We start from the raw sequence: 23247 nt of genomic DNA on the forward strand, positions 1-23247 counted from the left end.
CTGTGGAAATATGAAGGCATTGCCACCTGAAGTGATTTATGTACGTCTACCGAATTGGGTAGGCGATGTTTGTATGTGTCTGCCTGGTCTTGATCTTGTATTAAAGACTGGCTGCGAAATAGTCGTATGTGCAAGACCGTGGGCACGAGACCTTCTTAAGGGATATGCACTTGCAGATTTTATCGAATACGATGGTAAATGGCAGTTCGAATCCAAAAAAATACACGAACATAAAAAACAGTTTAAGCATAAAGTAGTTTACGGCCTTATCTATCCGCGATCGATAAGCAGTGCATTGGCATTTACGCTTGCAGGGATTAAGAGTGCGGGCTACACAGGCGATGCACGCGGCCTTCTATTGAAATGGAAATTTCACCCTAATCCAAGCCATGTTCATTTTGTAGAAAAATGGTATTTCCTCACTCTTGAAACTCTAAAAAAATGGGGATTTTCAATAGAGTCAGAAACGCCGCCAAACCAGCTTCAATACACAATCCCAGCTGATTCACTCTCACGTGCTCTTAAAGTTTTGGGCTCACAACAATCGTCTCAAAAAACCATTCTTATCGCCCCGACCGCTGTCGGAAAAATCGATGGTGCATCTAAAGTTTGGCCGCACTACGACGCTCTCACAAAAGCATTGCAGAATCGTGGATTTAGAGTCGTGATGTGTCCTCCGATTTCCGAAAAAAATGAAGCCGAATCTAAGGCCCCCACTGCAGAAATCCTAGACCCACTCTCGCTTTCAGAATATGTAGCTCTCACATCGATTGTGGATGGCGTAATAGCAAACGACTCTGGAGCATCGCATCTTGCTAGTTTGGGTGCACGCAATCAAATCGCACTTTTTGGAGTGACCGACCCTGCTGTTGGAGGGCCTCGTAGCGCAAATGCTGTTAAATTGGGTTCCTTGGGGAAATGGCCATCGTTAGATGATGTGCTTTCTGCCGTTGATAAGTGGCAATAATCCCGCCCTCATCAAAATTAATAAACAACTCTGTGCTTGAGTTTTGCGTAATCCATTTTTTCAATTAGCTTTTCATCAAGACGCACATTCCAATCTGAACCCAACTTAAAGGCACATGAATACTCCTTTTCCTGGGTGTAGATCACATGAACACTTACCCCGGGTAGATTATTTTCAGGGGCTCCTCTAAACGGAGCCAATATTTTTTTAAATTCATCAAAAGCAAAACCGTTTTTCACTTCTATCTCTATTTGTCGAGCCCAATTTTCGCGTGCAGTTTGATAATCAAATATGGCTTCTGCCGTATATCTCATACGATTTACAAAAGAATTAAATTTTGCATTTGCCTGAATGACCAGAAGGGAATCCTTTTTGATTCGCGATTTGAAATTTTCATAGATATGAGGTGGGCACAAAATCTCTATGCTTCCAGATCCATCATCAATCGTTAGGAAAAACAGACGATTATCTCCCCTATCTGATTTTTTACTAATCGTAGATCTAATATCGGTAAGCACTCCTGCAATAGTTACTTGACCTTGGGTGTTTTCTAAATTCTTAATAGGGGTTTTGATAAATTTTCTAACCTCTGACTTCCAGATACCAAATAAATCACTACTAAAGTAAAAGCCTATGGATTCTTTCTCCGCTTCTAGCACTTCTGCTAGTGTCCATTCTTTTATGCCCTTTGGTTCAGGAACTTCAATGGCCGCATCATCACTGTCTCCAAATAAATTTCCTTGATTTTTGTTTTCCTCTTCCTGATTTGCTGCTTGAAAACAATTATCAATCATAGCTATGAGCAAAGCACGATTAGCATGTAGAACATCCATTGCCCCTGCCTTGATAAGAGCCTCTATAGCCCGTCTTGAGACAATATTTCTATCTACGCGACGTATTAAATCTGCGAAATCTTTAAAAGCCCCACCCTCTTCACGAGCTCTTACAATTTCTTCTACAACATTTTGACCGACCCCCTTAATCGCACCTAACCCATATCCAATTGTTTTTGGTGGCAATCCTTTCGCCGACTCTTCATCTCGCACTGGCTCAAATCTATAGTTTGATGTATTGATATTAGGTGCTAAAAGTTTTAGGCCATTTAATAAACAATCCTCCCAGAATATCTCTACCTTATCGGTATCGTTCATATCCGAGGTCATGGTTGCTGCCATAAATTCAGCAGGATGATAAGTTTTAAGCCATGCCGTCTGATAAGCAATTAAGGCATATGCTACCGAGTGCGATTTATTAAAACCGTAACTAGCAAACATCTCCATTAAATCAAATAGCCTTGTTGCAAGCTCAGCTTTGTAACCACGCTCTAATGCACCGTTTACGAAAATCTCTCTTTGTCTAGCCATCTCATCATGCTTTTTCTTACCCATGGCACGACGCAAAATATCCGCACCTCCAAGAGAATATCCACCAATTATTTGTGAAATCAGCATCACCTGTTCTTGATAGACAATTACTCCATATGTTGGTTTAAGAACAGACTCAAGATCCTTATGGAAATAATCAACTGTGGCCCTTCCATGCTTGCGGTCAACGAAATCATCGACCATACCAGAGTCAAGAGGCCCTGGCCTAAACAAAGCAAGAACCGCAACTATATCCTCAAATGTGCTCGGCTTAAGCTTCATAAGCAAATTTTTCATGCCATCCGACTCAAGCTGGAAGACGGCGGTTGTATTTCCATCGGAGAGAAGTTTATAAGTCGCTTTATCATCAAGCGGTAGTCGCTCAATATCAAAATCTTTCTGTGCCTCGTTATACTCCTTAACATATCGCACAGCCCAATCTAAAATCGTCAGATTTCGCAGCCCAAGAAAGTCAAACTTAACTAAACCAACATCTTCAATATCGCCCTTATCGTATTGAGAAACGGCCGATGAGCTGCCAGGTAATTTGTAAAGTGGCGTAAAATCCGTCAATTTACTGGGGGCAATGAGCACGCCTCCAGCATGGGTCCCTGTATTACGCGTCAATCCCTCTATTTTCAATGAGTGGTCGATAATCATTTTGATATCGCTTCCCGTTTTTTCAGAATCGTTATACATATTCTGAATTTCAGGAATCTCATCAAGAGCTCTTTGTAATGTGTATGGGTCGGCTGGCACATGTGGAATTAATTTTGAGAGCTGATCGCAAACCGCATATGGCACTTGTAAAACACGACCAACATCTCGAACAACGGCTTTAGCTCCTAATGTACCAAAAGTGACGATTTGACTTACGGCATCAAGACCATATTTCTCTTTAACGTAGTCAATGACTTTTTCTCGATTATCCTGACAGAAGTCAACATCAAAATCGGGCATGGACACCCTTTCAGGATTTAAAAACCGCTCGAAAAGTAAATCGTATTGCAAAGGGTCAAGTCCCGTAATTCCAAGCGAATATGCAACCAATGAGCCAGCACCAGAGCCCCTTCCAGGCCCAACGGGTACTCCATTATTTTTACCCCAGTTAATAAAATCTTGAACAATAAGGAAATATCCCTCAAAGCCCATAGAAATAATCACATCTATTTCTTTTGAAAGACGTTCTTGATAAATAGGTGCTTTTTCGCGTCGATCATTTTCATCTGGATATAGAAACTGAAGCCTCTTTGCAAGCCCTTCTTGAGCTAGGAGTACAAAATGCTCCTTAACCGTGACTTCAGGTGGAGTTGGAAAAATTGGAAGCTGAGGCTTTCCAAGCTGTAAAGTCACATTACATCGCTTTGCAATTTCAATAGTGTTGTGAATTGCAGAAGGCACATCCGCAAACAATTCACACATCTGTTGAGAAGTGTAAAAATACTGTTGAGGCGTAAAGCGATGCGGCCTTTTCGGGTCATTTAAAATCTCCCCTCTGGCAATGCACACGCGTACATCATGATCATCAAAATCCTCAGCCTCCAAAAATTGAATCGGGTGCGTAGCAACCACAGGAACACCATGTTTTGCGGCCAGCTGCAGGGCCAGCTCCGTATATTTTTCTTTGATTGCACCTCTTGATGAGAGCCGCCCCGAGGCTTCAGGGAATTCACGTTGAATTTCTATATAAAAGCCATCTGGAAAACGTGACACCCAATCTTCCAAAAGCTTAGGCGCCGTCTCAGGTTTATTTAGCAATGCCTGCCCTATATCCCCATCTACAGCACCAGACAATGCAATTAACCCTTCAGTATCAGTAAGCCATTCTTTTTTTAGCCTAGCAATGTCTTGCCCATCATTTTCTATCCACACCTTAGAGATAATCTCACATAGCCTTAAATATCCCTTGTTATTAGTGGCAATGATCACAAGTCTATGTGCCTCTCCTGCCCCCGTCGCAGTATCAAGCATAAAATCACATGCAACTATCGGCTTAATTCCCTTTTTGCGTGCACCCTTATAAAATTTTACAAACCCAAATAGGTTTGCTAAGTCCGATATTGCTATGGCTGCTTGTCCCAATGAAGCCACTTTTTCTAATAAGTCATTGATTCTTATTGTGCCATCAAATACAGAAAATTCTGTGTGACATCTAAGGTGTACAAATTTTGAAGGGTCAGGTGTATTCATCTTTAATTATTAATTTGTGTCCAAGCTTTTTCCAGTCTTTTAGCTGACACAGGATATGGCGTTTTGAGTTCTTGCGAAAATAAAGCCACACGTAATTCCTGCAACATCCAAATAAAATCATTTAATTTCGGGTCAGGTTGGCCCCTAAGCTCGGATAGCTTTTTATTAATTTTATTCTGAAAATTTCTTATTTCATTTAAGTTTTTAGAATCCCGATTAATATCACGAAGAAGCTTATCAGTTCTAGCTATCGCTGATTTCAAATATCGTGGAATCTGCTGAAGAGCTTTATAATGATGTCGCATCAAAAAATCATTGGACACTAAAAATTCCAAGTTTTGTTTTATGTCTATATAAGCTTCCTCGATTAGCTTCGCATCAGAATTTTTCGCCCCCTTTGCGACCAAGACTTTAAGCCCTTGCATCTTTTTTTCTAGCTGCTTGTAAAGATCTAAAATCTGCTCTAGCAAAATAGAAATTTCGTTAATAATAAGACCAAGCTTTTCTTTCGCTTGAATTTTGCGTGCCTCAAATTGCTCCTTATCTTGTGGCAATGCCTCCGCCATAGCACTCTGTCTTAAAGCCGCTTCAATAATTTGATCTATCAATTCCGCTTGAGTACCCAGATTCATAAACATAAGACCTAGTCTATCAATATTCGGTATATTCTTTTTCCAATACTTAACCTGCTCATTTAATCCTAGATAAAAAAGTCTAAGCACACCCTTGAAATGCACTTGCATTGCCATCTCAGGGGTATCATAAACGTCAATAGAACAATGCGTACCCTCATCAACTAAAGCTGGATAACCAACCAAAGACTCCCTATTTTTGCGAATCTCCATAATTTCAGGCAAAACTCCAAAGCTCCAGTCCACAATTTGTGAATCCGTATCCATATTCGTTTGCGACAGATTCTTCTGAGCCAGTTTCTGAAAGCTATGCAACGATTGATCCGCATGTTCAGCCTTAAGTTGAGCTAGATTGCGTCCTGCCGAAAGCATACGCCCATAAGAATCGACAACCTTAAATATCATATGCATATGAGCTGGAAGATTCTCTGACTTAAAATCCTCGCGGGCAATGCGAACCTTTCTGCTCTGCCATGCATGATCGATAATTGCGTCGATCAAATCCTTTTTAGGCTCCTTTAACTGTGCTTCGTGAGCAAGATAAAATTCCCTCGCATACTCTGGAATCGGTACAAGATGACGCCTTATTTTCTGTGGCAATGTCTTCGCTAATAACTGCACCTTCTCCTTCAACATGCCTGGTACAAGCCATTGCGTAGTCTCCTGATTAATTTGACTTAGTGCATAATCTGGCACCGTGACCGTCACCCCATCTTTTGGAGATCCAGGTTCAAAATGATAGCTGGCAGAAAGCTCGACACCTGAATACATTAGTTTTTTAGGGAAATATTCTGTGGAAACCCCCTCAGCACTATGTTGCATCAAGTCTTCTTTAATAAGAAATAGACTTTTTCTCTCAGCCTCATTAAGCTTTTTATGCCACGCCTCAAGACTTGCAGTTTGGCTAATATCCTGAGGAATTTTGCTTGCATAAAACTCATATATCAAAGCATCGTCGACAAGAATATCCTTTCTGCGCGACTTATGCTCCATATGCTCAATCTCTTTAATAAGATTTAAATTATGCTCCACAAACGGAATACGTGCTTGCATATCACCAGGGACTAAAGCCTCGCGAATAAATATCTCACGTGCATGCTCAGGATTGATGCGTCCGTAATGCACCTTACGCCCCTGATAGATTTGTAGCCCATATAGCGTTGCACGCTCATTTGCAACGACCTGCCCTCGCTTAAAATCCCATCTCGGATCGCTCCAGCTTTTTTGCAATATATGCGTGGCAATGCCCTCGACCCATCGAGGATCAATTTGTGCCACCACTCTCGCATAAATTTTGCTTGTCTCTACAAGTTCTGCCGCCATCACCCATCGACTTGCTTTTTTCTGCATACCTGACAATGGATGGATTAAGAATTTTACGTTCCTCGTTCCTTGATAAAAATTTGGGTCTGTCTCGCTTTTTGTACCTATGTTTCCTAACAATCCCGTAAGTAAGGATTTATGAATTTGCTCATAAGTCGCCTCAGATTCAAGCACCGTCCATTTTCGCTCTTTAACTATAGTAAGAAGTTGATTATGGATATCGATCCACTCACGCATGCGAAGAGGTGAAACCATATTTTTCTTAAGTTCGTCGTTAAACTTACGATTGGAAATTTTGTTTGCGTGAAGGTCCCAGTACCATTGCCACAATTTAAGGAAAGACATAAATTCTGATTTCTCGTCCTTAAATTTCGCATGCAATTGATCACTTTTATTTTTCTGATCGTAAGGTCTCTCGCGGGAATCGGCCACACTCAAAGCAGATGCAATAATCAATATTTCTTTTAAGCAATTGTTTTGCCGACCAGCTAATATTATGCGAGCAATTTTCGGGTCTAATGGCAATTGTGCAAGAGACATACCAACGCGCGTGAGATATGTTTTTTCATTCTGCTGACCAGAAATTGCACCTAACTCATGTAAGATCTGATATCCATCGGCGATGGCACGACTTGTCGGACTCTCAAGGAAAGGAAACGCAACCACATCCCCTATACGCAAAGATTTCATCTGCAAGATAACAGATGCAAGAGATGATCTTAATATTTCAGGGTCAGTAAATTCAGGACGACGCAAGAAATCTTCTTCATCATAAAGTCGTATACACACCCCTGAGGCTACACGACCGCAACGGCCCGCCCTTTGGTTAGCTGAAGCACGAGATATTTTCTCTATATGCAGTTGTTCGACTTTGTTTCGCCAAGAATATCGCTTCACACGTGCAAGACCAGAGTCGACTACAAACCGTATGCCTGGAACTGTAATGGATGTCTCAGCCACATTAGTGGCCAATATTACTCGTCTGGCTGATGTAGTTGGTTTAAAAATTCGCTCCTGATCATTTTGCGATAACCTAGAAAAAAGGGGCAAAACCTCTAATCTCTCAATCTGCCTTCTATTCACCGCATCAAACAATGCATCCGAAGCTTCCCGAATTTCTCTCTCGCCTGGAAGAAAGACGAGAATGTCTCCGCCCCCTTCTCTTGTGCATTCATCAACTGCACGAACTATGCCATCCTCTAGAGGCTCCTTATCCTTGTCGTTTGCGGGATCATTGCCATCTTCAAGTGGTCTTTCAGACTCAAGTGGTCTATAACGAATTTCAACTGGATAGAGCCTTCCAGACACTTCAATTACAGGGGCAGGAACTCCAGAGGAAGATTTAAAATGCTCAGAAAATTTAGCTGCATCAATTGTTGCGGATGTAATTATGACCTTAAGATTAGGACGTTTAGGAAGTATTGACTTTAATAAGCCAAGCAAAAAATCTATATTTAAACTTCTCTCATGAGCCTCATCAATGATTATTGTGTCGTATTTTTTAAGAAGCCTATCCGATTGCGTTTCAGCAAGCAAAATACCATCGGTCATCAACTTGACTTTGGTATCAGCGGAACTTTTAACCTGAAAACGAACCTGATAAGCCACCTCATTAATCCGCGAAGGTCCAAGTTCCTCGGAAATTCTTTTGGCTACAGAAATAGCTGCTATCCTTCTAGGTTGTGTGTGGCCGATTAAGCCTTTGGTACCACGTCCCATTGCCAAACACAATTTAGGAAGCTGCGTAGTTTTACCTGACCCAGTCTCGCCACTTACAATTACGACCTGATGTTTTTTTATTAATTCAGAGAGTTCTTTTAGCTTCTGATTTACAGGAAGAGAGGAATTAAATTTAATCCCATTAAGCACAATATCTTGAGGGGAATTAAGCATTAAAAATTATATGAATTAAAATGATTGTTTTAATAAACGATTATAGAGGTTTCAGTATGAGCAGAACCGTTTATTGCGTGAAATTGAAACAGGAACTACCTGGTTTAGATTATCCACCATACCCAGGCGAACTCGGAAAAAGAATTTATAAAGAAATTTCTCAGGATGCATGGAAATCTTGGATGGATGTTCAAACTCGTCTAGTTAACGAAAACAGACTGAATCTTGCAGATGCACGTGCTCGTAAATACTTGCAAGCTCAAATGGAGAGTTATTTATTTGAAGATGCGGACATAGAAGCACAAGGTTATGTCGCACCTAGAATTTAAAGTGGATAAATATAAAAGAGGCTCACAATTGCTATAAGAATTATGAGCCCTATATGCAAGAGCAAATACTTAAACAATTACTCTTCCTCTGAATCACCCTTAGCTATTTGCTCAGCATATTTAACGCCTTCGTGACGTACATCTTCGCCATGAACTAAGTAGATAATTCTCTCAGCTATATTTTTCATATGGTCGCCAATACGCTCGATTGAACGAGCAACGAAAATATGATCGATGAATTCTGTTGTACGGCGAGGATCCTCAATAAGAAAACTACTTAGAGTGCGAAGCATATTTTTCCACTCTTTGTCCACCATTTTGTCTGAACGTACAACCTCTGCCGCCTTAACTACATCACGACGTGAATAAGCCTCAAATACGTTATCTATCATTTGAAGGACTAGGATACCCATATGACGCATATCAACTAGAGGCTCATAACGCACACCTGATTCATGCAGTTTACGTGCTATCTTAACGATTTTTTCACTTTCGTCTCCTGCACGTTCCAAATCAGTAATCATTTTAAGATTTGAAACCATAAAGCGAAGGTCAATTGCTGTGGGTTGATGGATGGCAATGCTTTCTGCGATTTGTTTATCGAGTTGTTTTTCATGTGAATTTACTTCTTTTTCTGATTGCAAAACACGCTCAATAGTTTCGCCATCACCTGAATCAATTGCAGCTAATGCATCCTTAACCATAGATTCAACAATCCCGCCCATACGAATAATTCCAGAACGAATTGATTCGATATCTTGGTCAAATTTTTTGAGAGTATGCTCAGTCATTTATAACTCCTAAGTCACTTATTAAGTTTTAAAGTTTGGACACCATTTTGACTAGAAACAAGTGCCAATTCTGGTGGTCTTAGTGCAAAGAAACCGCAACAGACTACCCCGGGAATCTGATTAATGGTGGTCTCAAGCTCTCTTGCATCAGAGACTGAAAATCCTGATACATCAAGAATAAGATTCCCATTATCAGTTGTAAAACCTTCACGCAAATGAGCTTCACCTCCTAGGCTAGCTAGTTTACGTGAAACTACTGCTACAGCCATCGGAATTACTTCAATTGGAAGCTCAAAAGCACCCAATTTATCTACTAGTTTAGACTCATCAGCAATGCAAATGAAATACTCTGATGCCGATGCTACAATTTTTTCACGCAACAAAGCACCACCTCCGCCTTTTATTAGATGAAGGTTGGGATTAATTTCATCAGCCCCATCAACATACACCTTAATTGTTTCACGCATATTTAAGTCAACTACAGGAATACCGAATTTCTTCAGTAATTCTTCGCTTCTTAAAGAGCTAGCAACCGTATCGCGAAACTTATCTTTATGAGGTGCTAAAAGCTCTATAAACAAATTTGCGGTGGAACCTGTACCTACACCAACAGTATCTTGAGGGCTGACCATCTTAAGAACATGATCTACAGCTGCAGCTGCAACTTCACGTTTAAGTTCGTCTTGAGTCTTGGGCATTACAAACTACTCCGTAATCCGAGATTTTTTAATTTGAATTCTATTTGCAATTATAACTAGAGCACCTATTCCAACAACTAATATCGTAGCCAAAGCATTAACCTCTGGTTTCACACCAAGCCTTACCCTAGAGAAAATTTCAATTGGTAAAGTTGTATATCCAGGTCCATTTAAAAATGAAGCAATAACCACATCATCAAGAGATAATGTAAAAGCCAAAAGCCAAGCAGACACAACAGCTGGTGCAATCATAGGAAGAGTAATGGAGAAGAATACTTTAAGTGGTGTAGCACCCAAATCTAGTGCCGCATATTCAATAGAAGTATCCAATTCTCTAACACGAGTAGATACAACTACAGCCACATATGCAATACATAAAGTCACGTGTCCAAGCCAAATCGTAAATACCCCATTTGCCTCGGGAAATCCAGTTATAGTTCGTAATTCAATAACCATTAGTAGTACTGAAATACCCAAAATCACATCTGGAATAACAAGTGGTAGGTTTAACATACCGATAAATAAGGCAAATCCCTTAAATGGCCCTTTTCGCACCAAAACATATCCAGCCCATGTCCCAATTAACGTAGCCATAGTTGCTGATAAAACTGCAATTTTTATAGAAAGCCAAGCTGCTCTCAATAGTGCTTCATCTTGAAATAAATCTTTATACCAACGTAAGGAAAATCCAACCCATGAAGATGTCAATGCAGAATCATTAAATGAATATGCAATTAAGCTTATGATTGGAATATATAAAAAAGCAAACCCAACACCCAAAGCCAGCCATTTAAATAATCTATAAGGAAACATTAATTATTCTCCTTAAATAGTTTTGTCTGGTTCATTTGGTAAATTACTAGCGGAATTAATAGAATCAAAATCATCACTATAGCCACAGCGGCAGCAGCTGGCCAGTTTGCATCAGTAAAATACTGATCCCACATCACACGACCAATCATATATGTGTCAGTACCCCCTAAAAGCTCAGGAATTACATATTCACCTACAGTTGGGATAAACACAAGCATAGCCCCAGAGATAACACCCGGCATAGATAGTGGCAATGTCACGTTAAGAAATGCACTAAATGGCTTAGCCCCAAGGTCGTAAGCCGCATCTAAAAGCGTTTGATCAAGCTTTAGTAGATTGGTATAAAGTGGCAATATAAAGAATGGCAGATACGTATAAACAAGCCCGATATATACGGCAATATCAGTACGATAAATTTCAAGAGGACTATCTATAACACCTAACCAAAGCAAGAAATTATTTAACAAACCTTCATTTCGCAAAATACCAATCCATGCATATACACGAAGAAGCAAAGATGTCCAAAACGGCAAAATCACTAGCAACATTAGTATATTTCTTACACTCTCCTTAGAGCGAGCAATGTAATAAGCCATTGGATATCCAATCAACACACAAAGAATTGTGGTGATTGCAGCCATCTTTAATGAACTCAAATAAGCTCTAATAAATAGACTGTCTGTAAAGATAGTTACGTAGCTCTCAAAATGAAGAGTTAAATTCAAAATCCAATCTTGAAATTGAATCAAAGGTGAATACGGAGGCTGACCAAACAGTGACTCTGAAAATGAGATTTTTAGAACTATAAAAAAAGGCACCAGTAAGAATAAAACCAACCAAGCAAAAGGAGGAATTATTGCGATATAGTCCTTTTTAGGTTTGTTCAAAGAAAGTTTATTTTTCATTTTCATGATGGCAATACCGTACCACTATCAGGTCCCCAAGTAACATACACTTCATCGTCTATGCCAGGAGGCTCCTCAGTACCAATACGTGAATTAGACATATTAACGTCAATGATTTTTCCTGTATCAAGTCGTATTTGGTATCGCATATATGACCCCATCCACGCAACGTGATTTACTATGCCGTGACCGACATTAACTTCATCTTCGGGATGATCGACCAAAATGCGAATATTTTCTGGACGCACAGAAACATAAACTTCCATACCAAGTGGCTCAGAAATACCATGGCTTACATACATAGGTTTCATCAAATCCTCAGATTCGATAACTACGTGGTCTGGTTCATCTACAACAATGGTTCCAGTAAATATATTTGTTGAACCGATAAAGCCTGCAACAAACTGTGAGTTCGGGAAAGTATAAACATCATGAGGAGTTCCAGACTGCACGATATCGCCGTCAGTCATAACAGCAATTCTATGAGCCATAGTCATAGCTTCCTCTTGATCATGTGTGACCATAATACAAGTCACACCCACTTCCTCAAGAATTTTTACTAATTCGATTTGCGTTTTTTCACGGATTTTCTTATCTAGGGCCGACATAGGCTCATCAAGAAGGAGCAATTTTGGCCTTTTAACAAGACTTCTAGCTAGAGCTACGCGCTGTTGCTGACCGCCAGATAATTGAGCAGGTTTGCGGCGAGCAAAACCAGCCATTTGAACTAAATCAAGAACCTCAAAAACTCTATCATGAATTTCGCTTTTTGCGATACCTTCTTGCTTAAGACCAAAGGCAACATTTTGCTCAACCGTCATATGCGGAAATAATGCATATGATTGGAACATCATATTAACGGGACGTTTGTATGGTGGAACATTCGATATATCCACACCATCAACATAAATTTGACCAGAAGTAGGCTGCTCAAATCCAGCAAGCATCCTAAGAATCGTTGATTTACCGCTTCCCGAACTTCCGAGAAGTGCAAATATCTCATGACGCTTTATAGAGAGATTAACTGAATTAACCGCAACTGTCTCACCGAAAATTTTTACTACATCTACGAGTTTTACAAACTCATCCTGATCAACGGGTACAACACGCCCCTCTTCCATATGATATTCCTCTATCTAAACGCTTATTTACCAGCTTTAAGATCAGCCCACAATCTAGTCTCAAGACGCAAAATCTTAAGCGGTTGTGGTTTGATTACGAATAAAGTTTTGTTAACTTCTTCGTCAGGATAAAGTTGTTTGTTTTCTGCAATTTCTTTCTTAATGAATTGTCTTGCAGTTGCATTAGCGTTCGGATAGAACATCTTATTAGTAATCGCTGCGTGCACTTCAGGAGTTTCGATATAGTTGATAAAAGCATGAGCTTCATCTACGTTTTTCGCATCTGCAGGAATAGCCATAGTGTCAAACCAAACAGGTGCACCGCCTTTAGGAATAAAGTAATTTACTTCGAAAGATTTTTTTGCCTCTTTTGCACGATCCGCAGCAATCATCACATCACCGTTAAATCCATAAACCATGCATAAATCACCCGCAGCTAGCTCATTAATAAATCCAGATGAACTAAATTGACGAATATAAGGACGGATTTTTTTCAATACTTCGAATGCTTCACGAATATCTTTCTCGTTACTTGAGTTAGGATCTTTTCCGATATAGTGAAGTACTGCTGGCAATACCTGTGCAGGCTCATCTAGAAGTGAAATACCGCACTCTTTAAGTTTCGCTGCATTTTCAGGTTTAAACAACATATCCCAGTTTGCAAAATCAACATCATCTCCAAAAATAGCTTTAACTTTATTAATGTTATAACCAAGACCATTTGTACCAAATCCCCATGGAATCAAATAATTATTACCTGGGTCAACCTGTGCCACAACAGCCATAATTTGAGGATCTAAATGTTTGAAATTAGGAATTTTAGATTTATCTAAAGGTTGTAAAAACTTGCCCTCAATATAACGAGCGGCATAGTGAGTTGAAGGAGTAACAACGTCGTATCCTGAATTGCCTGCTAAAAGCTTAGCTTGAACAATATCGTTTGTATCGAAGGTATCATATCTAACTTTAATACCTGTTGTTCGCTCAAAACCTGGTAGAGTATCGTCTGCTAAATACTCAGCCCAGTTATATACGTTTACGACTTTATTTTGCGCAGCGACTGGTGCAAGTGCACCCACAACTAATGCCGCTGTTACCGCTATTTTGCCAAGGAAATTCTTTTTCATTGGGTGACCCCTCCAAAATAGTGATTGTTAAAAGAATCATAATAATAAGGCAATTAGATAAATTCATTACCCTTTTTTACAATTAATTGCCCTTTTTAGACTTTTTTACCACAAATGCGAATCCCTTTCTAATATGCATGCCTACATAATCTTGAGGGGATTGGGGGGTACAAATTTTGCCTAACGAATAAATTCTAAAACTTCTGATAGGCGTGACATTGGATACACTTTGATACCCTTAATTTCTTTTTTAGGTTCATTATGCTTAGGAACAAGGGCCATCTTAAACCCTAGTTTTGCCGCTTCCTTAAGTCGCTCCTGGCCACGTGGAGAAGGACGAATTTCTCCACCTAGACCAACCTCTCCAAAAGCTACTAGCCCCACTGGCAATGGCTTGTTTCGCATCGACGATATGATTGCTAGCACAACGGCAAGGTCCGAAGCCGTCTCCTTGATACGAACCCCACCCACAACATTTACAAAAACATCTTGATCATATGTTGGGATATTCGCATGACGTGACAAAATCGCTAATAACATGGCAATGCGATTGCTATCTAAGCCTATGGTCAATCTTCTAGGATTTGGAATATGTGCATTATTTACTAGAGATTGAATCTCAACCAGTAAAGGACGTGTGCCTTCCTGCGTAACCATTACACATGAGCCCGTAACATCAAATGAATGTTGAGATAAAAAAATAGCCGATGGGTTGGCAATGCCTCTGAGCCCTCTGTCCGTCATTGCGAAAACACCAAGCTCATTTACTGCACCAAAGCGATTTTTAAATGCACGAATTAATCTATGCGTTGAATCCGACTCACCTTCAAAATACAAAACGCAATCGACTATATGCTCAAGCACTCGTGGTCCCGCAAGAGTACCATCCTTAGTTACATGACCAATTAAAACCATCGCAATACCAGCCTGTTTGGCTACTCTTGTAAGTTGAGCTGCACACTCACGAACCTGTGAAACAGAACCTGGAGCCGAATTTAATTCAGCTGAAAAAATAGTTTGTATCGAATCAATAACAAGTACCGAAGGTTTAAAAGAATCAACTGATGAGAGAATTTTTTCTAATTGAATTTCAGGCAAAAGAGAAATTCTTTCTGTTGGTAATTCGAGCCTATGAGCACGCATAGCTACCTGTTCAGCAGACTCCTCACCGCTTACATATAAAACATTTTGATTTGAAGATAGATTTGCAATTGCTTGAATAAGTAAAGTGGATTTACCAATTCCAGGGTCACCGCCTAAAAGCACAACACCCCCGGGAACTAATCCGCCTCCAAGAACTCGATCAAATTCTGAAATTCCTGTACTAAATCTAGTTATTTCCGAAGTTGCAACTTCAGATAGATTTTGGATAATTGAGCCTGTGCCCTGAGCAGCCAAATGCGTAAATCTGTTTGATGAACTTGTAAGAGGAGTTTCTTTAAACTCAACCATAGAATTCCAAGTTTGGCAATGCGGACACTGCCCCTGCCATCTAATACTAGTTCCCCCACATTCCTGGCAGACGTACTGCGTCTTAGCTTTGGCCATTATCTAGAACCTTCGGAACCCGCGGAGTAATTCCACATATAAGCTCATAGCTTATTCTTCCACACATCTGAGCTGCCTCATCGATATTTGGACCTCCCTCACCCCACAATACCACAGGAGTACCGATATTTGCCTCAGGAATATGCGAAATATCGATAGCAATCATATCCATTGAAACTCTTCCAGCTAATTTAGCACGCTTTCCAAGCACTCCAACTTCAGTCTCATTAGTGGCACTTCTTGGATACCCATCCGCATAGCCACATGCAACAACCGCAATACGACAGTCTTTTGTGGCTGTAAATTTAGAACCATACCCCACAGAATCCCCTGCTTTTAAATTTTGTATAGCGATAATATCAGCAACTAAAGACATGGCTGGTTTGAAATTATGGACCACATTTTGCTCGTTTAAATTTGGAAAATATTGACTTCCATACAAAACTGACCCAGGACGAATCCAGTTTTCTGTGGCAATGCCTGCGAATCTAGGATATCTAACACAGGCAGCAGAATTGCATAAACTTACTGGAACCTCATGCCCCCCTAAATTCATACAATTTTTAACGAACTCCTCTTCGATTCGAACCACTTCGGCATCACGATTATCTGTATCCGCATTGGCGAAATGCATCATTGAACCAATAGATTTTATAAGCCCAGTCGATTTAAATTCAGCAAGCTGCTCATAAACCTTTTGAGCCTCAGAAGGTTTAAAACCTAATCGATTCATGCCCGTATTAAATTTAATAAAAAGATTCACAGGTTTAAAACCGCGGGAAACTAATCTAGGCAACTCTTCTTTTAAATAATTTATTTGATAGGGACTATGAATGGCAGTTGAAACACCTAAATTCAACATAGTCTTAATATCTGATTTATGAAAAAATCCTTCAAGCAAAAGGATATCTTGGGTCACACCATTTTTTCTAAGAACTGCCGCATCCTCTAGATCAATCATGCCAAAACCATCCGCATCCTTAAATCCTTCCATGGCGGCGGCCAATCCATGCCCATAAGCATTAGCCTTAATAACAGCTAAACGCTTAATAGTCTTATTTTGATTTTCAGGATGAGCTTTTACACTTGAAGTAATGATTTGTAAATTATGAGCCATATTATTAGTGTGTAAAATGGCTTTAATTGGACGTGACAAGATTTAATCCTTTAATATTATTTTCTAAATCGAATAATTATATATCTACGAAAATAGCTAAAAATGGCTGAAAACCCTAGTCTAACCCCGCAAGAACAAGTAATAAACGAGAAGACGTACAAATATCCAAGTGAGGAACACTTTGCTTTTCTTTACGTAGACGAAGAAAAGAAGAATGCTATCCGAACTATCTACGCCGTCTTTAACGATATTAAAAACATACTCTACACACAAACAGAAAGCAATGTTGCTAGAATGAAATTGTCCTGGTGGAAAGATGCAATTGGGAGACTATATGCATCTGAAGATAAATATCATAATCACCCCCTAAGTCAAGCACTATTGCCGCTCATAAGAAGATATGATTTAAAGCCACAGTTTTTCCTAAATATTATTGAGTCCGTAGAGATGGACCTAACACATCATCGATATTTAGATTTTCAAAGCCTTAATCGATTCTTCACATTGCAAAACGGCTCTATGTTTTGCCTAATCTCGCAAGTGCTAGGTCCTACGACACCAAACACAATTAAGTATGCACAAAAATTAGGAGAAGCTAAACAATATATCGATACCATAGCCTCAATGGGATTGGATGCATCACAAGGTCGCATATATGTACCCATGGACTATCTTCGTGAACATGGAGTGACAGCAAATCATTTCCTAAATGCCACACCAGAAGCAACGCAAGGCACACTTAAAGAAAAACTCATAAAAGATGCAACTAAAAAATTAAATGAAGCTAGTGAACAGCTAAAGGAGATGGACGGGAGCATTGCCACCCAAATAAAGAGCATGACAGCTTTAGGGCATATGGGGCGTGCAAAGCTTAAGAAAATAAAAAAAGGCGATCCATTTAAAAATGAAATCGCCCTCTCTGCTCTTCAAATGCTTATGATTTCAAGCAAAACATGGCTACGCATGTGAAGCGATATACTCCTTCACAGCATCGACAGAATTATCCATCACAATATCATGACGCTTTTTATCGAGCAGGTCAGCAAATCGCTCAGGAATCGCTGCAGGCTTACCTAAAGCCTCCGCTATGGTCGGTCCAAATTTAGCAGCCAATGCAGTTTCAGCAACAAACATAGGCGTATCCGTGTCCATAAATTCAGAAGCCACTTTAACGCCATCTGCTGTGTGTGGGTCAAGCGTATAAGCTGTTTGCTCGTAAAATCCCTTAATTGTGGCAATGCGATCCTGATGTGAACTCATACCTGCTTTAAACGCATATCTCAAAGCGATCTCATCCTTATATTCGGATAAATCGAAACTACCATCAGAACTAAGTTTTGCCCAATACTCATTTAATTTTTCCGAATTGCAATCGAGCAAGAAATAAACAAAGCGCTCGAAATTAGACGCTTTTGATATGTCCATGGATGGACTTGAAGTCGAATATGTCTGCTCAGGGCTGCGAGGCTTGTAAACACCTGATTTAAAGAAATCCTCAAGAACATTATTCTCGTTAGTAGCTACGATTAGGTTTCTTAGAGGTAGTCCCATCATCTTAGCGATTTGTGCTGCAAGAATATTTCCGAAATTCCCTGTTGGGACGGTTATATCAATTTGGTAGTTGGTTTTTTCATCATCTCTAGGTGCACTCGCACACCAAGCCCAGAAATAATACACAATCTGAGCTGCAATACGGGCAAAATTAATTGAATTCACTGCTGCGATATGGTGTTTTTTCTTAAAGTCTAAATCACCATTAATGGCTTTTACGATATCCTGACATTCATCAAAAACACCTTTTACAGATAAGTTATGAATATTCGGATCCTCAAGTGTATACATCTGTGATTTTTGAAATTCACTCATGCGACCATAAGGAGATAGCATAAATACTTGAACGCCTTTTTTTCCTTTAAATGCATATTCAGCCGCAGAGCCAGTGTCTCCAGATGTTGAGCCTAAAATATTGACGTGAGTATTTCGTTTAGAAAGAACATATTCGAAAAGATTTCCTAATAATTGCATTGGTAAATCTTTAAACGCAATGGTAGGCCCTTCCGATAAGCCTAAAAGATAAAAGTTCTCTTTTCCTTTAAAGGTGAATTTTTTAAGTGGAACGATATCTGCATTATTAAAAACACTTTGATTGTAAGTGTTATTTACTATTTTGGATAAATCCTCTTTTGGAATATCCGTTATATAAAGTGGCAATATTTCCATAGCCATCTCAGGATACGATAATCCCACCCAACTATTTAATGTAGTTATATCTATTTTTGGAATACTCTCAGGAACATAAAGCCCACCATCAGAAGCTAGACCCTCAATCAAAATATCGCAAAATTCTGCTGGCTGAGCACCACCTCGAGTAGATATATACTTCATAATGTCTTCCTATTCCAGTGTTTCTAAGCGAATCAATTTAACAGCATTTTGAACCGAATCTAATGCCTCGATTTGTTGTATGGCTCTTTGCATCGAAGCCTCAATAGTTTGATGAATCAAAAATACGAGGCTAGCTAAATTATTTCCCTTATTATCCTGAATCATCGAATTAATGGAAATTCCATGGTCCGCAAAAATTCTAGAAACATCAGCCAATACACCCTTTTGATCTTTCACGGTCATACGCAAGTAATATCCAGTTTGTGCTTCCTCAATCGGTAAGATCTTATAATCCTCAAGGGCATCAGGCTGAAATGCCAAATGCGGCACACGATGCTCAGGATCGGCCGTATGTAAGCGAGTCACATCCACAATATCCGCAACAACTGCAGAGGCCGTAGGCTCAGAACCCGCTCCAGGCCCATAAAACAGCGTCTCGCCCACTGCATCACCTCTGACCATAACAGCATTCATCGCACCATTTACATTTGCGAGCATTTTAGAGTTTGGTATTAGAGTAGGATGCACACGAAGCTCTATACCATTTTCCCTTCTGGTGGCAATGCCCAGTAATTTCAATCTATATCCTAATCTCTCCGCTTGAACGACATCCTCTTGTTCAATTTGAGTTATGCCCTCTGAGAACACGCGGTCAAATTGTATAGGCACACCAAATGCGATGGAAGCTAATATCGAAAGCTTATGTGCCACATCCACTCCTTCAATATCAAAGGTCGGGTCAGCTTCTGCATAACCTAGCCTTTGAGCCTCCTTCAAAACCTCCTCGAATGCAAGACCCTTTTCTCGCATCTCGGAGAGAATAAAATTACTGGTGCCGTTGATAATGCCAGCCACGCTTTGAATCCTATTTGCGGTCAAACCTTCGCGTACCGATTTAATAATCGGAATTCCGCCTGCCACGGCCGCTTCAAATGCGACCATAACCTTATTTTCGCTAGCAATTTTGAAAATTTCATTTCCGTGATGAGCAAGCAGAGCTTTATTGGCCGTCACTACATGTTTGCCGTTTTTTAAAGCCTCAATTACGATATCCTTTGCTAGATTAGTGCCGCCAATCAGCTCTACTACGATATCAATAGATGGATCACGAACAACTTCCATCAAATCAGATGTAACTGGAACTGAGTCACCCACTACATTAGTTGCTTTTGATATAGTACGGGTGGCAATGCGCACGATTTCAATCCGTCTACCTGCCCTTCTAGCAATCTCATTGGAATTTCTCCTCAGAACATTCCATGTGCCGCTACCAACCACACCAAAACCAAGCAATCCTACTCTTATAGCTTGTAAATGACTCATTTCTAACCTGTAAAATCTGAAATATATTATTTTTTGTGTTCACAATTTTACTTTTTTTTAATCATTAACTTGTAATATATTCGTCTTATGATAAACAAAGTTTGCGGAGTAAATGTGAAGTTACATCTACAAAATACCTCTACCCATAACACAGTTACAGCCTACGATGAAGAATTCATCGAGATAAATAAAGAGAGATATTTTCATTCCATTTACTTTACGCCTGAGAGTTCGGTGAATAGCTGGGACATTGCCACCTATAAGGATATAGATTTAGCCCAAATTGAACTCGTAGGTATGCTTCAGAAGTCTCAAAATTCTGCTATTGATTTTTTAAACGACAAGCCAAGCAATTATTTAAATCCCCCAGAACTTATAATCATAGGAACCGGTAAGGCTCAACATTTACCAAATCCATCTTTAGTTGCTCCTTTAACTAGGGCTGGTATTGGTATTGAGTTTATGAGCACTGATGCAGCCGCTAGAACCTATAACGTTCTTATGGCCGAGGGCCGTAAAGTTGCTTTAGGTTTAATATTAGAAAAAGGAGTATGAAATGTCCGAAGTAAAACTAAATAAAAAATGTCCAACATTTAAAGCCAATATAGTTCGTAAAGTAAATGATGAATTTGTAGAAGAAACAATCAAATTTCCTTCAGATTACAAGGGAAGCACTATAGTTTTATATTTTTATCCTCGCGATAACACTCCTGGATGTACAACTGAATCTCAAAACTTTAGAGATGCACTTGATAGGTTTGAATCTCAGGAGGCTGTGGTCGTGGGCATTTCCAGAGATAGTATTAATTCTCATAAAAAATTTATAGACAAACAGGAATTAAATTTCCCACTTATTGCTGACCCAGAAGAAGAAATCTGCAATATGTTTGGTGTTATGAAACAAAAAATGATGTACGGAAAACAAGTTCACGGCATCGAAAGATCGACTTTTATTTTCGACGAAAACGGCAAACTCATTAAAGAGTGGCGTGGCGTTAAGGTGCCTGAACACGTCGAAGAAGTCTTAAGTTTTATTGAATCTCAAAATTAATGTAACCCTAATCGGAGCCTTTATGCCTCTTCCTAAACTACCCACAAAACGTGCCAATATACTTGATATGGACTCTGCACCTAAACCGAGAGCCCCTAAGAAAATTCAATCTCAAGATGCAGGCATTGGGTCGGGGACACTGAAAGAGGAAGCCCTTGCGAAACAGGTTGAGATTGAGGATGTGTCATTAGAAAAAACAGTGGAAACTAAAACTAAAAGTCCTAAAAAGCCTAGCACTAAAAAATCTGTTGCCTCTTCTAAAAATAGCAAAAACTCTGGTTCTAGCAAATTATTCGTTCTCGATACGAATGTCTTGCTTCATGACCCAACATGTTTATTTAGGTTTGAAGAGCACGATATATTTCTTCCAATGATGACTTTGGAGGAACTTGACCACAATAAGAAAGGTCTTACTGAAGTGGCACGTCATGCCCGTCAAGTAAGCCGTACATTGGATGAGTTATGTGCTGAGTCGCCTGATCTTCTCCAAGGTATGCCTCTTAATAGTCTAGGAAATAAAGATGCAACTGGCATTCTTTATTTTCAAACAAAAGAGATGAATGCAGAATTAAATATTCAATTGCCATCTCTTAAAGCCGACAACAAAATTTTAAGTGTCGTTCAATCTCTAGTTACTCAGTATCCCGAAAGAGAAGTTGTTTTGGTATCTAAAGATATCAATATGCGCTTAAAAGCTAGAGCTCTAGGTCTTGCTGCAGAGGATTATTTAAACGACCATGCGGTTGAAGACTCCGATTTAATTTACGATGGAAACATTCAATTACCAGAAAACTTTTGGGACAGACACTCAAAGGATATGGAATCTTGGACTCAGGCGGGTACGACTTTCTATAAAATCCGTGGTCCACTTGTAAGTGAATTTTTAGTTAATGAATTCGTATATCTTGAAGGTGACAGTCCACTATATGCTCAAGTAAAAGAAGTGTCTGGAAAATACGCAGTATTAGCCACTATCCGTGATTACACGCATCCTAAAAATAATGTATGGGGTGTGACTGCTAGAAATCGCGAACAAAACTTTGCACTTAACTTACTTATGAATCCTGAGATTGATTTTGTATCGTTACTTGGTCAAGCTGGTACGGGTAAAACATTGCTGGCGTTGGCCTCTGGGCTAACTCAGGTGCTTGAGACTAAAAGATATACAGAAATTATTATGACTCGTGTAACTGTGCCAGTGGGAGAAGATATTGGTTTCTTACCTGGTACGGAAGAAGAAAAAATGCAACCTTGGATGGGTGCTTTAGAAGATAATCTTGAATTTTTAAATACTAAAGCTCGACAAGATAGTGGTGCCCAATGGGAGCGCAGTCTTAGTAAGGAGATAATTCAATCTCATATTAAGATAAAATCTCTAAACTTTATGCGCGGTCGCACCTTTTTAAATAAATTTATCATTATCGATGAAGCACAAAACCTTACTCCAAAACAAATGAAAACTTTAGTTACTCGTGCTGGTCCTGGTACGAAAATTGTTTGTTTGGGTAATATTGCACAAATCGATACTCCTTACTTAACTGAAGGTAGTTCGGGGCTAACTTATGTTGTGGATAGATTCAAGGGATGGGCACATTCTGGTCATATTACCCTTCAAAAAGGTGAACGCTCTAGACTATCAGATTATGCAAGTGACGCTTTATAAAAATAAT

At 39.6% G+C, this 23247-nt stretch carries 18 protein-coding genes; 6 read left to right on the forward strand and 12 right to left on the reverse strand.

From position 1 onward, the window contains the following. Positions 1–10 precede the first annotated feature (10 nt). Entirely contained in the window at positions 11–967 is a 957-nt protein-coding gene (locus tag TASI_RS04680; RefSeq protein ID WP_014111613.1) for a glycosyltransferase family 9 protein, read from the forward strand. A gap of 17 nt (positions 968–984) precedes the next feature. On the opposite strand, the gene dnaE is transcribed toward TASI_RS04680, so the two are convergent. Together dnaE and hrpA are read right to left on the reverse strand one after the other, a co-directional pair. Further along, complete coding sequence (gene dnaE / locus TASI_RS04685) at positions 985–4521, reverse strand: DNA polymerase III subunit alpha (RefSeq protein WP_014111614.1); 3537 nt, start codon at positions 4519–4521, stop codon at positions 985–987. Positions 4522–4523: 2 nt separating this feature from the next. After that, complete coding sequence (hrpA, locus tag TASI_RS04690; protein WP_014111615.1) at positions 4524–8369, reverse strand: ATP-dependent RNA helicase HrpA; 3846 nt, start codon at positions 8367–8369, stop codon at positions 4524–4526. A gap of 56 nt (positions 8370–8425) precedes the next feature. Between hrpA and TASI_RS04695 the strand changes: the two genes are divergently transcribed. Then, complete coding sequence (locus tag TASI_RS04695) at positions 8426–8698, forward strand: oxidative damage protection protein (protein WP_014111616.1); 273 nt, start codon at positions 8426–8428, stop codon at positions 8696–8698. Between the two features lie 77 nt (positions 8699–8775). On the opposite strand, the gene phoU is transcribed toward TASI_RS04695, so the two are convergent. From phoU to alr, 8 genes are all read right to left on the reverse strand, one after another. After that, positions 8776–9489 (reverse strand): phosphate signaling complex protein PhoU, encoded by a 714-nt coding sequence (phoU, locus tag TASI_RS04700; RefSeq protein WP_014111617.1) that lies wholly within the window; start codon positions 9487–9489, stop codon positions 8776–8778. A 14-nt stretch (positions 9490–9503) separates the two neighbouring features. Beyond that, the gene (gene rpiA, locus TASI_RS04705) at positions 9504–10187 is read right to left on the reverse strand and encodes a ribose-5-phosphate isomerase RpiA (protein WP_014111618.1); all 684 of its coding nucleotides are present in this window, start codon (positions 10185–10187) and stop codon (positions 9504–9506) included. A 6-nt stretch (positions 10188–10193) separates the two neighbouring features. Beyond that, a complete protein-coding gene (locus tag TASI_RS04710; RefSeq protein WP_014111619.1) occupies positions 10194–11000 on the reverse strand; it encodes an ABC transporter permease subunit in 807 nt (268 codons plus the stop codon). Beyond that, on the reverse strand, positions 11000–11911 hold the full coding sequence (locus tag TASI_RS04715; protein WP_014111620.1) for an ABC transporter permease subunit: 912 nt from the start codon (positions 11909–11911) through the stop codon (positions 11000–11002). The genes TASI_RS04710 and TASI_RS04715 overlap by 1 nt, the downstream gene beginning before the upstream one ends. Continuing rightward, on the reverse strand, positions 11908–13026 hold the full coding sequence (locus tag TASI_RS04720) for an ABC transporter ATP-binding protein (RefSeq protein ID WP_014111621.1): 1119 nt from the start codon (positions 13024–13026) through the stop codon (positions 11908–11910). Before TASI_RS04720 ends, TASI_RS04715 begins: the two co-directional genes overlap by 4 nt. A gap of 23 nt (positions 13027–13049) precedes the next feature. Next, complete coding sequence (locus tag TASI_RS04725) at positions 13050–14153, reverse strand: polyamine ABC transporter substrate-binding protein (RefSeq protein ID WP_014111622.1); 1104 nt, start codon at positions 14151–14153, stop codon at positions 13050–13052. A gap of 180 nt (positions 14154–14333) precedes the next feature. Further along, positions 14334–15701, reverse strand: coding sequence for a DNA repair protein RadA (gene radA / locus TASI_RS04730; RefSeq protein WP_044978064.1), 1368 nt, complete (start codon positions 15699–15701; stop codon positions 14334–14336). After that, the gene (gene alr, locus TASI_RS04735) at positions 15688–16818 is read right to left on the reverse strand and encodes an alanine racemase (RefSeq protein WP_266105235.1); all 1131 of its coding nucleotides are present in this window, start codon (positions 16816–16818) and stop codon (positions 15688–15690) included. Before alr ends, radA begins: the two co-directional genes overlap by 14 nt. 102 nt (positions 16819–16920) lie before the next feature. Between alr and TASI_RS04740 the strand changes: the two genes are divergently transcribed. After that, complete coding sequence (locus TASI_RS04740; RefSeq protein WP_044978066.1) at positions 16921–17787, forward strand: phytoene/squalene synthase family protein; 867 nt, start codon at positions 16921–16923, stop codon at positions 17785–17787. On the opposite strand, the gene thrC is transcribed toward TASI_RS04740, so the two are convergent. Together thrC and TASI_RS04750 are read right to left on the reverse strand one after the other, a co-directional pair. Next, positions 17776–19203: a threonine synthase gene (gene thrC, locus TASI_RS04745; RefSeq protein WP_014111626.1), complete on the reverse strand. Its 1428-nt coding sequence runs from the start codon at positions 19201–19203 to the stop codon at positions 17776–17778. The two genes, TASI_RS04740 and thrC, sit on opposite strands and share 12 nt — an antisense overlap. A gap of 9 nt (positions 19204–19212) precedes the next feature. Further along, complete coding sequence (locus TASI_RS04750) at positions 19213–20526, reverse strand: homoserine dehydrogenase (RefSeq protein WP_014111627.1); 1314 nt, start codon at positions 20524–20526, stop codon at positions 19213–19215. A gap of 114 nt (positions 20527–20640) precedes the next feature. On the opposite strand from TASI_RS04750, the gene TASI_RS04755 reads away from it, so the two are divergent. The 3 genes from TASI_RS04755 to TASI_RS04765 are packed head-to-tail and all read left to right on the forward strand — an operon-like array spanning position 20641 to position 23240. Beyond that, a complete protein-coding gene (locus TASI_RS04755) occupies positions 20641–21081 on the forward strand; it encodes an Mth938-like domain-containing protein (RefSeq protein ID WP_044978067.1) in 441 nt (146 codons plus the stop codon). Position 21082: 1 nt separating this feature from the next. Further along, a complete protein-coding gene (locus tag TASI_RS04760; protein WP_014111629.1) occupies positions 21083–21577 on the forward strand; it encodes a peroxiredoxin in 495 nt (164 codons plus the stop codon). A 22-nt stretch (positions 21578–21599) separates the two neighbouring features. After that, the gene (locus tag TASI_RS04765; protein WP_014111630.1) at positions 21600–23240 is read left to right on the forward strand and encodes a PhoH family protein; all 1641 of its coding nucleotides are present in this window, start codon (positions 21600–21602) and stop codon (positions 23238–23240) included. The last annotated feature ends 7 nt before the right edge of the window (positions 23241–23247 follow it).

The organism is Taylorella asinigenitalis MCE3 (assembly GCF_000226625.1).
GTDB lineage: Bacteria > Pseudomonadota > Gammaproteobacteria > Burkholderiales > Burkholderiaceae_B > Taylorella > Taylorella asinigenitalis.

What these genes read in the sequence shown, in the direction of transcription:
- TASI_RS04680 (WP_014111613.1), top strand. Translation starts at nt 11, where the DNA reads ATGAAGGCATTGCCACCTGAAGTGATTTATGTACGTCTACCGAATTGG.
- dnaE (WP_014111614.1), bottom strand. Translation starts at nt 4,521, where the DNA reads ATGAATACACCTGACCCTTCAAAATTTGTACACCTTAGATGTCACACA.
- hrpA (WP_014111615.1), bottom strand. Translation starts at nt 8,369, where the DNA reads ATGCTTAATTCCCCTCAAGATATTGTGCTTAATGGGATTAAATTTAAT.
- TASI_RS04695 (WP_014111616.1), top strand. Translation starts at nt 8,426, where the DNA reads ATGAGCAGAACCGTTTATTGCGTGAAATTGAAACAGGAACTACCTGGT.
- phoU (WP_014111617.1), bottom strand. Translation starts at nt 9,489, where the DNA reads ATGACTGAGCATACTCTCAAAAAATTTGACCAAGATATCGAATCAATT.
- rpiA (WP_014111618.1), bottom strand. Translation starts at nt 10,187, where the DNA reads ATGCCCAAGACTCAAGACGAACTTAAACGTGAAGTTGCAGCTGCAGCT.
- TASI_RS04710 (WP_014111619.1), bottom strand. Translation starts at nt 11,000, where the DNA reads ATGTTTCCTTATAGATTATTTAAATGGCTGGCTTTGGGTGTTGGGTTT.
- TASI_RS04715 (WP_014111620.1), bottom strand. Translation starts at nt 11,911, where the DNA reads ATGAAAATGAAAAATAAACTTTCTTTGAACAAACCTAAAAAGGACTAT.
- TASI_RS04720 (WP_014111621.1), bottom strand. Translation starts at nt 13,026, where the DNA reads ATGGAAGAGGGGCGTGTTGTACCCGTTGATCAGGATGAGTTTGTAAAA.
- TASI_RS04725 (WP_014111622.1), bottom strand. Translation starts at nt 14,153, where the DNA reads ATGAAAAAGAATTTCCTTGGCAAAATAGCGGTAACAGCGGCATTAGTT.
- radA (WP_044978064.1), bottom strand. Translation starts at nt 15,701, where the DNA reads ATGGCCAAAGCTAAGACGCAGTACGTCTGCCAGGAATGTGGGGGAACT.
- alr (WP_266105235.1), bottom strand. Translation starts at nt 16,818, where the DNA reads ATGGCTCATAATTTACAAATCATTACTTCAAGTGTAAAAGCTCATCCT.
- TASI_RS04740 (WP_044978066.1), top strand. Translation starts at nt 16,921, where the DNA reads ATGGCTGAAAACCCTAGTCTAACCCCGCAAGAACAAGTAATAAACGAG.
- thrC (WP_014111626.1), bottom strand. Translation starts at nt 19,203, where the DNA reads ATGAAGTATATATCTACTCGAGGTGGTGCTCAGCCAGCAGAATTTTGC.
- TASI_RS04750 (WP_014111627.1), bottom strand. Translation starts at nt 20,526, where the DNA reads ATGAGTCATTTACAAGCTATAAGAGTAGGATTGCTTGGTTTTGGTGTG.
- TASI_RS04760 (WP_014111629.1), top strand. Translation starts at nt 21,083, where the DNA reads ATGTCCGAAGTAAAACTAAATAAAAAATGTCCAACATTTAAAGCCAAT.
- TASI_RS04765 (WP_014111630.1), top strand. Translation starts at nt 21,600, where the DNA reads ATGCCTCTTCCTAAACTACCCACAAAACGTGCCAATATACTTGATATG.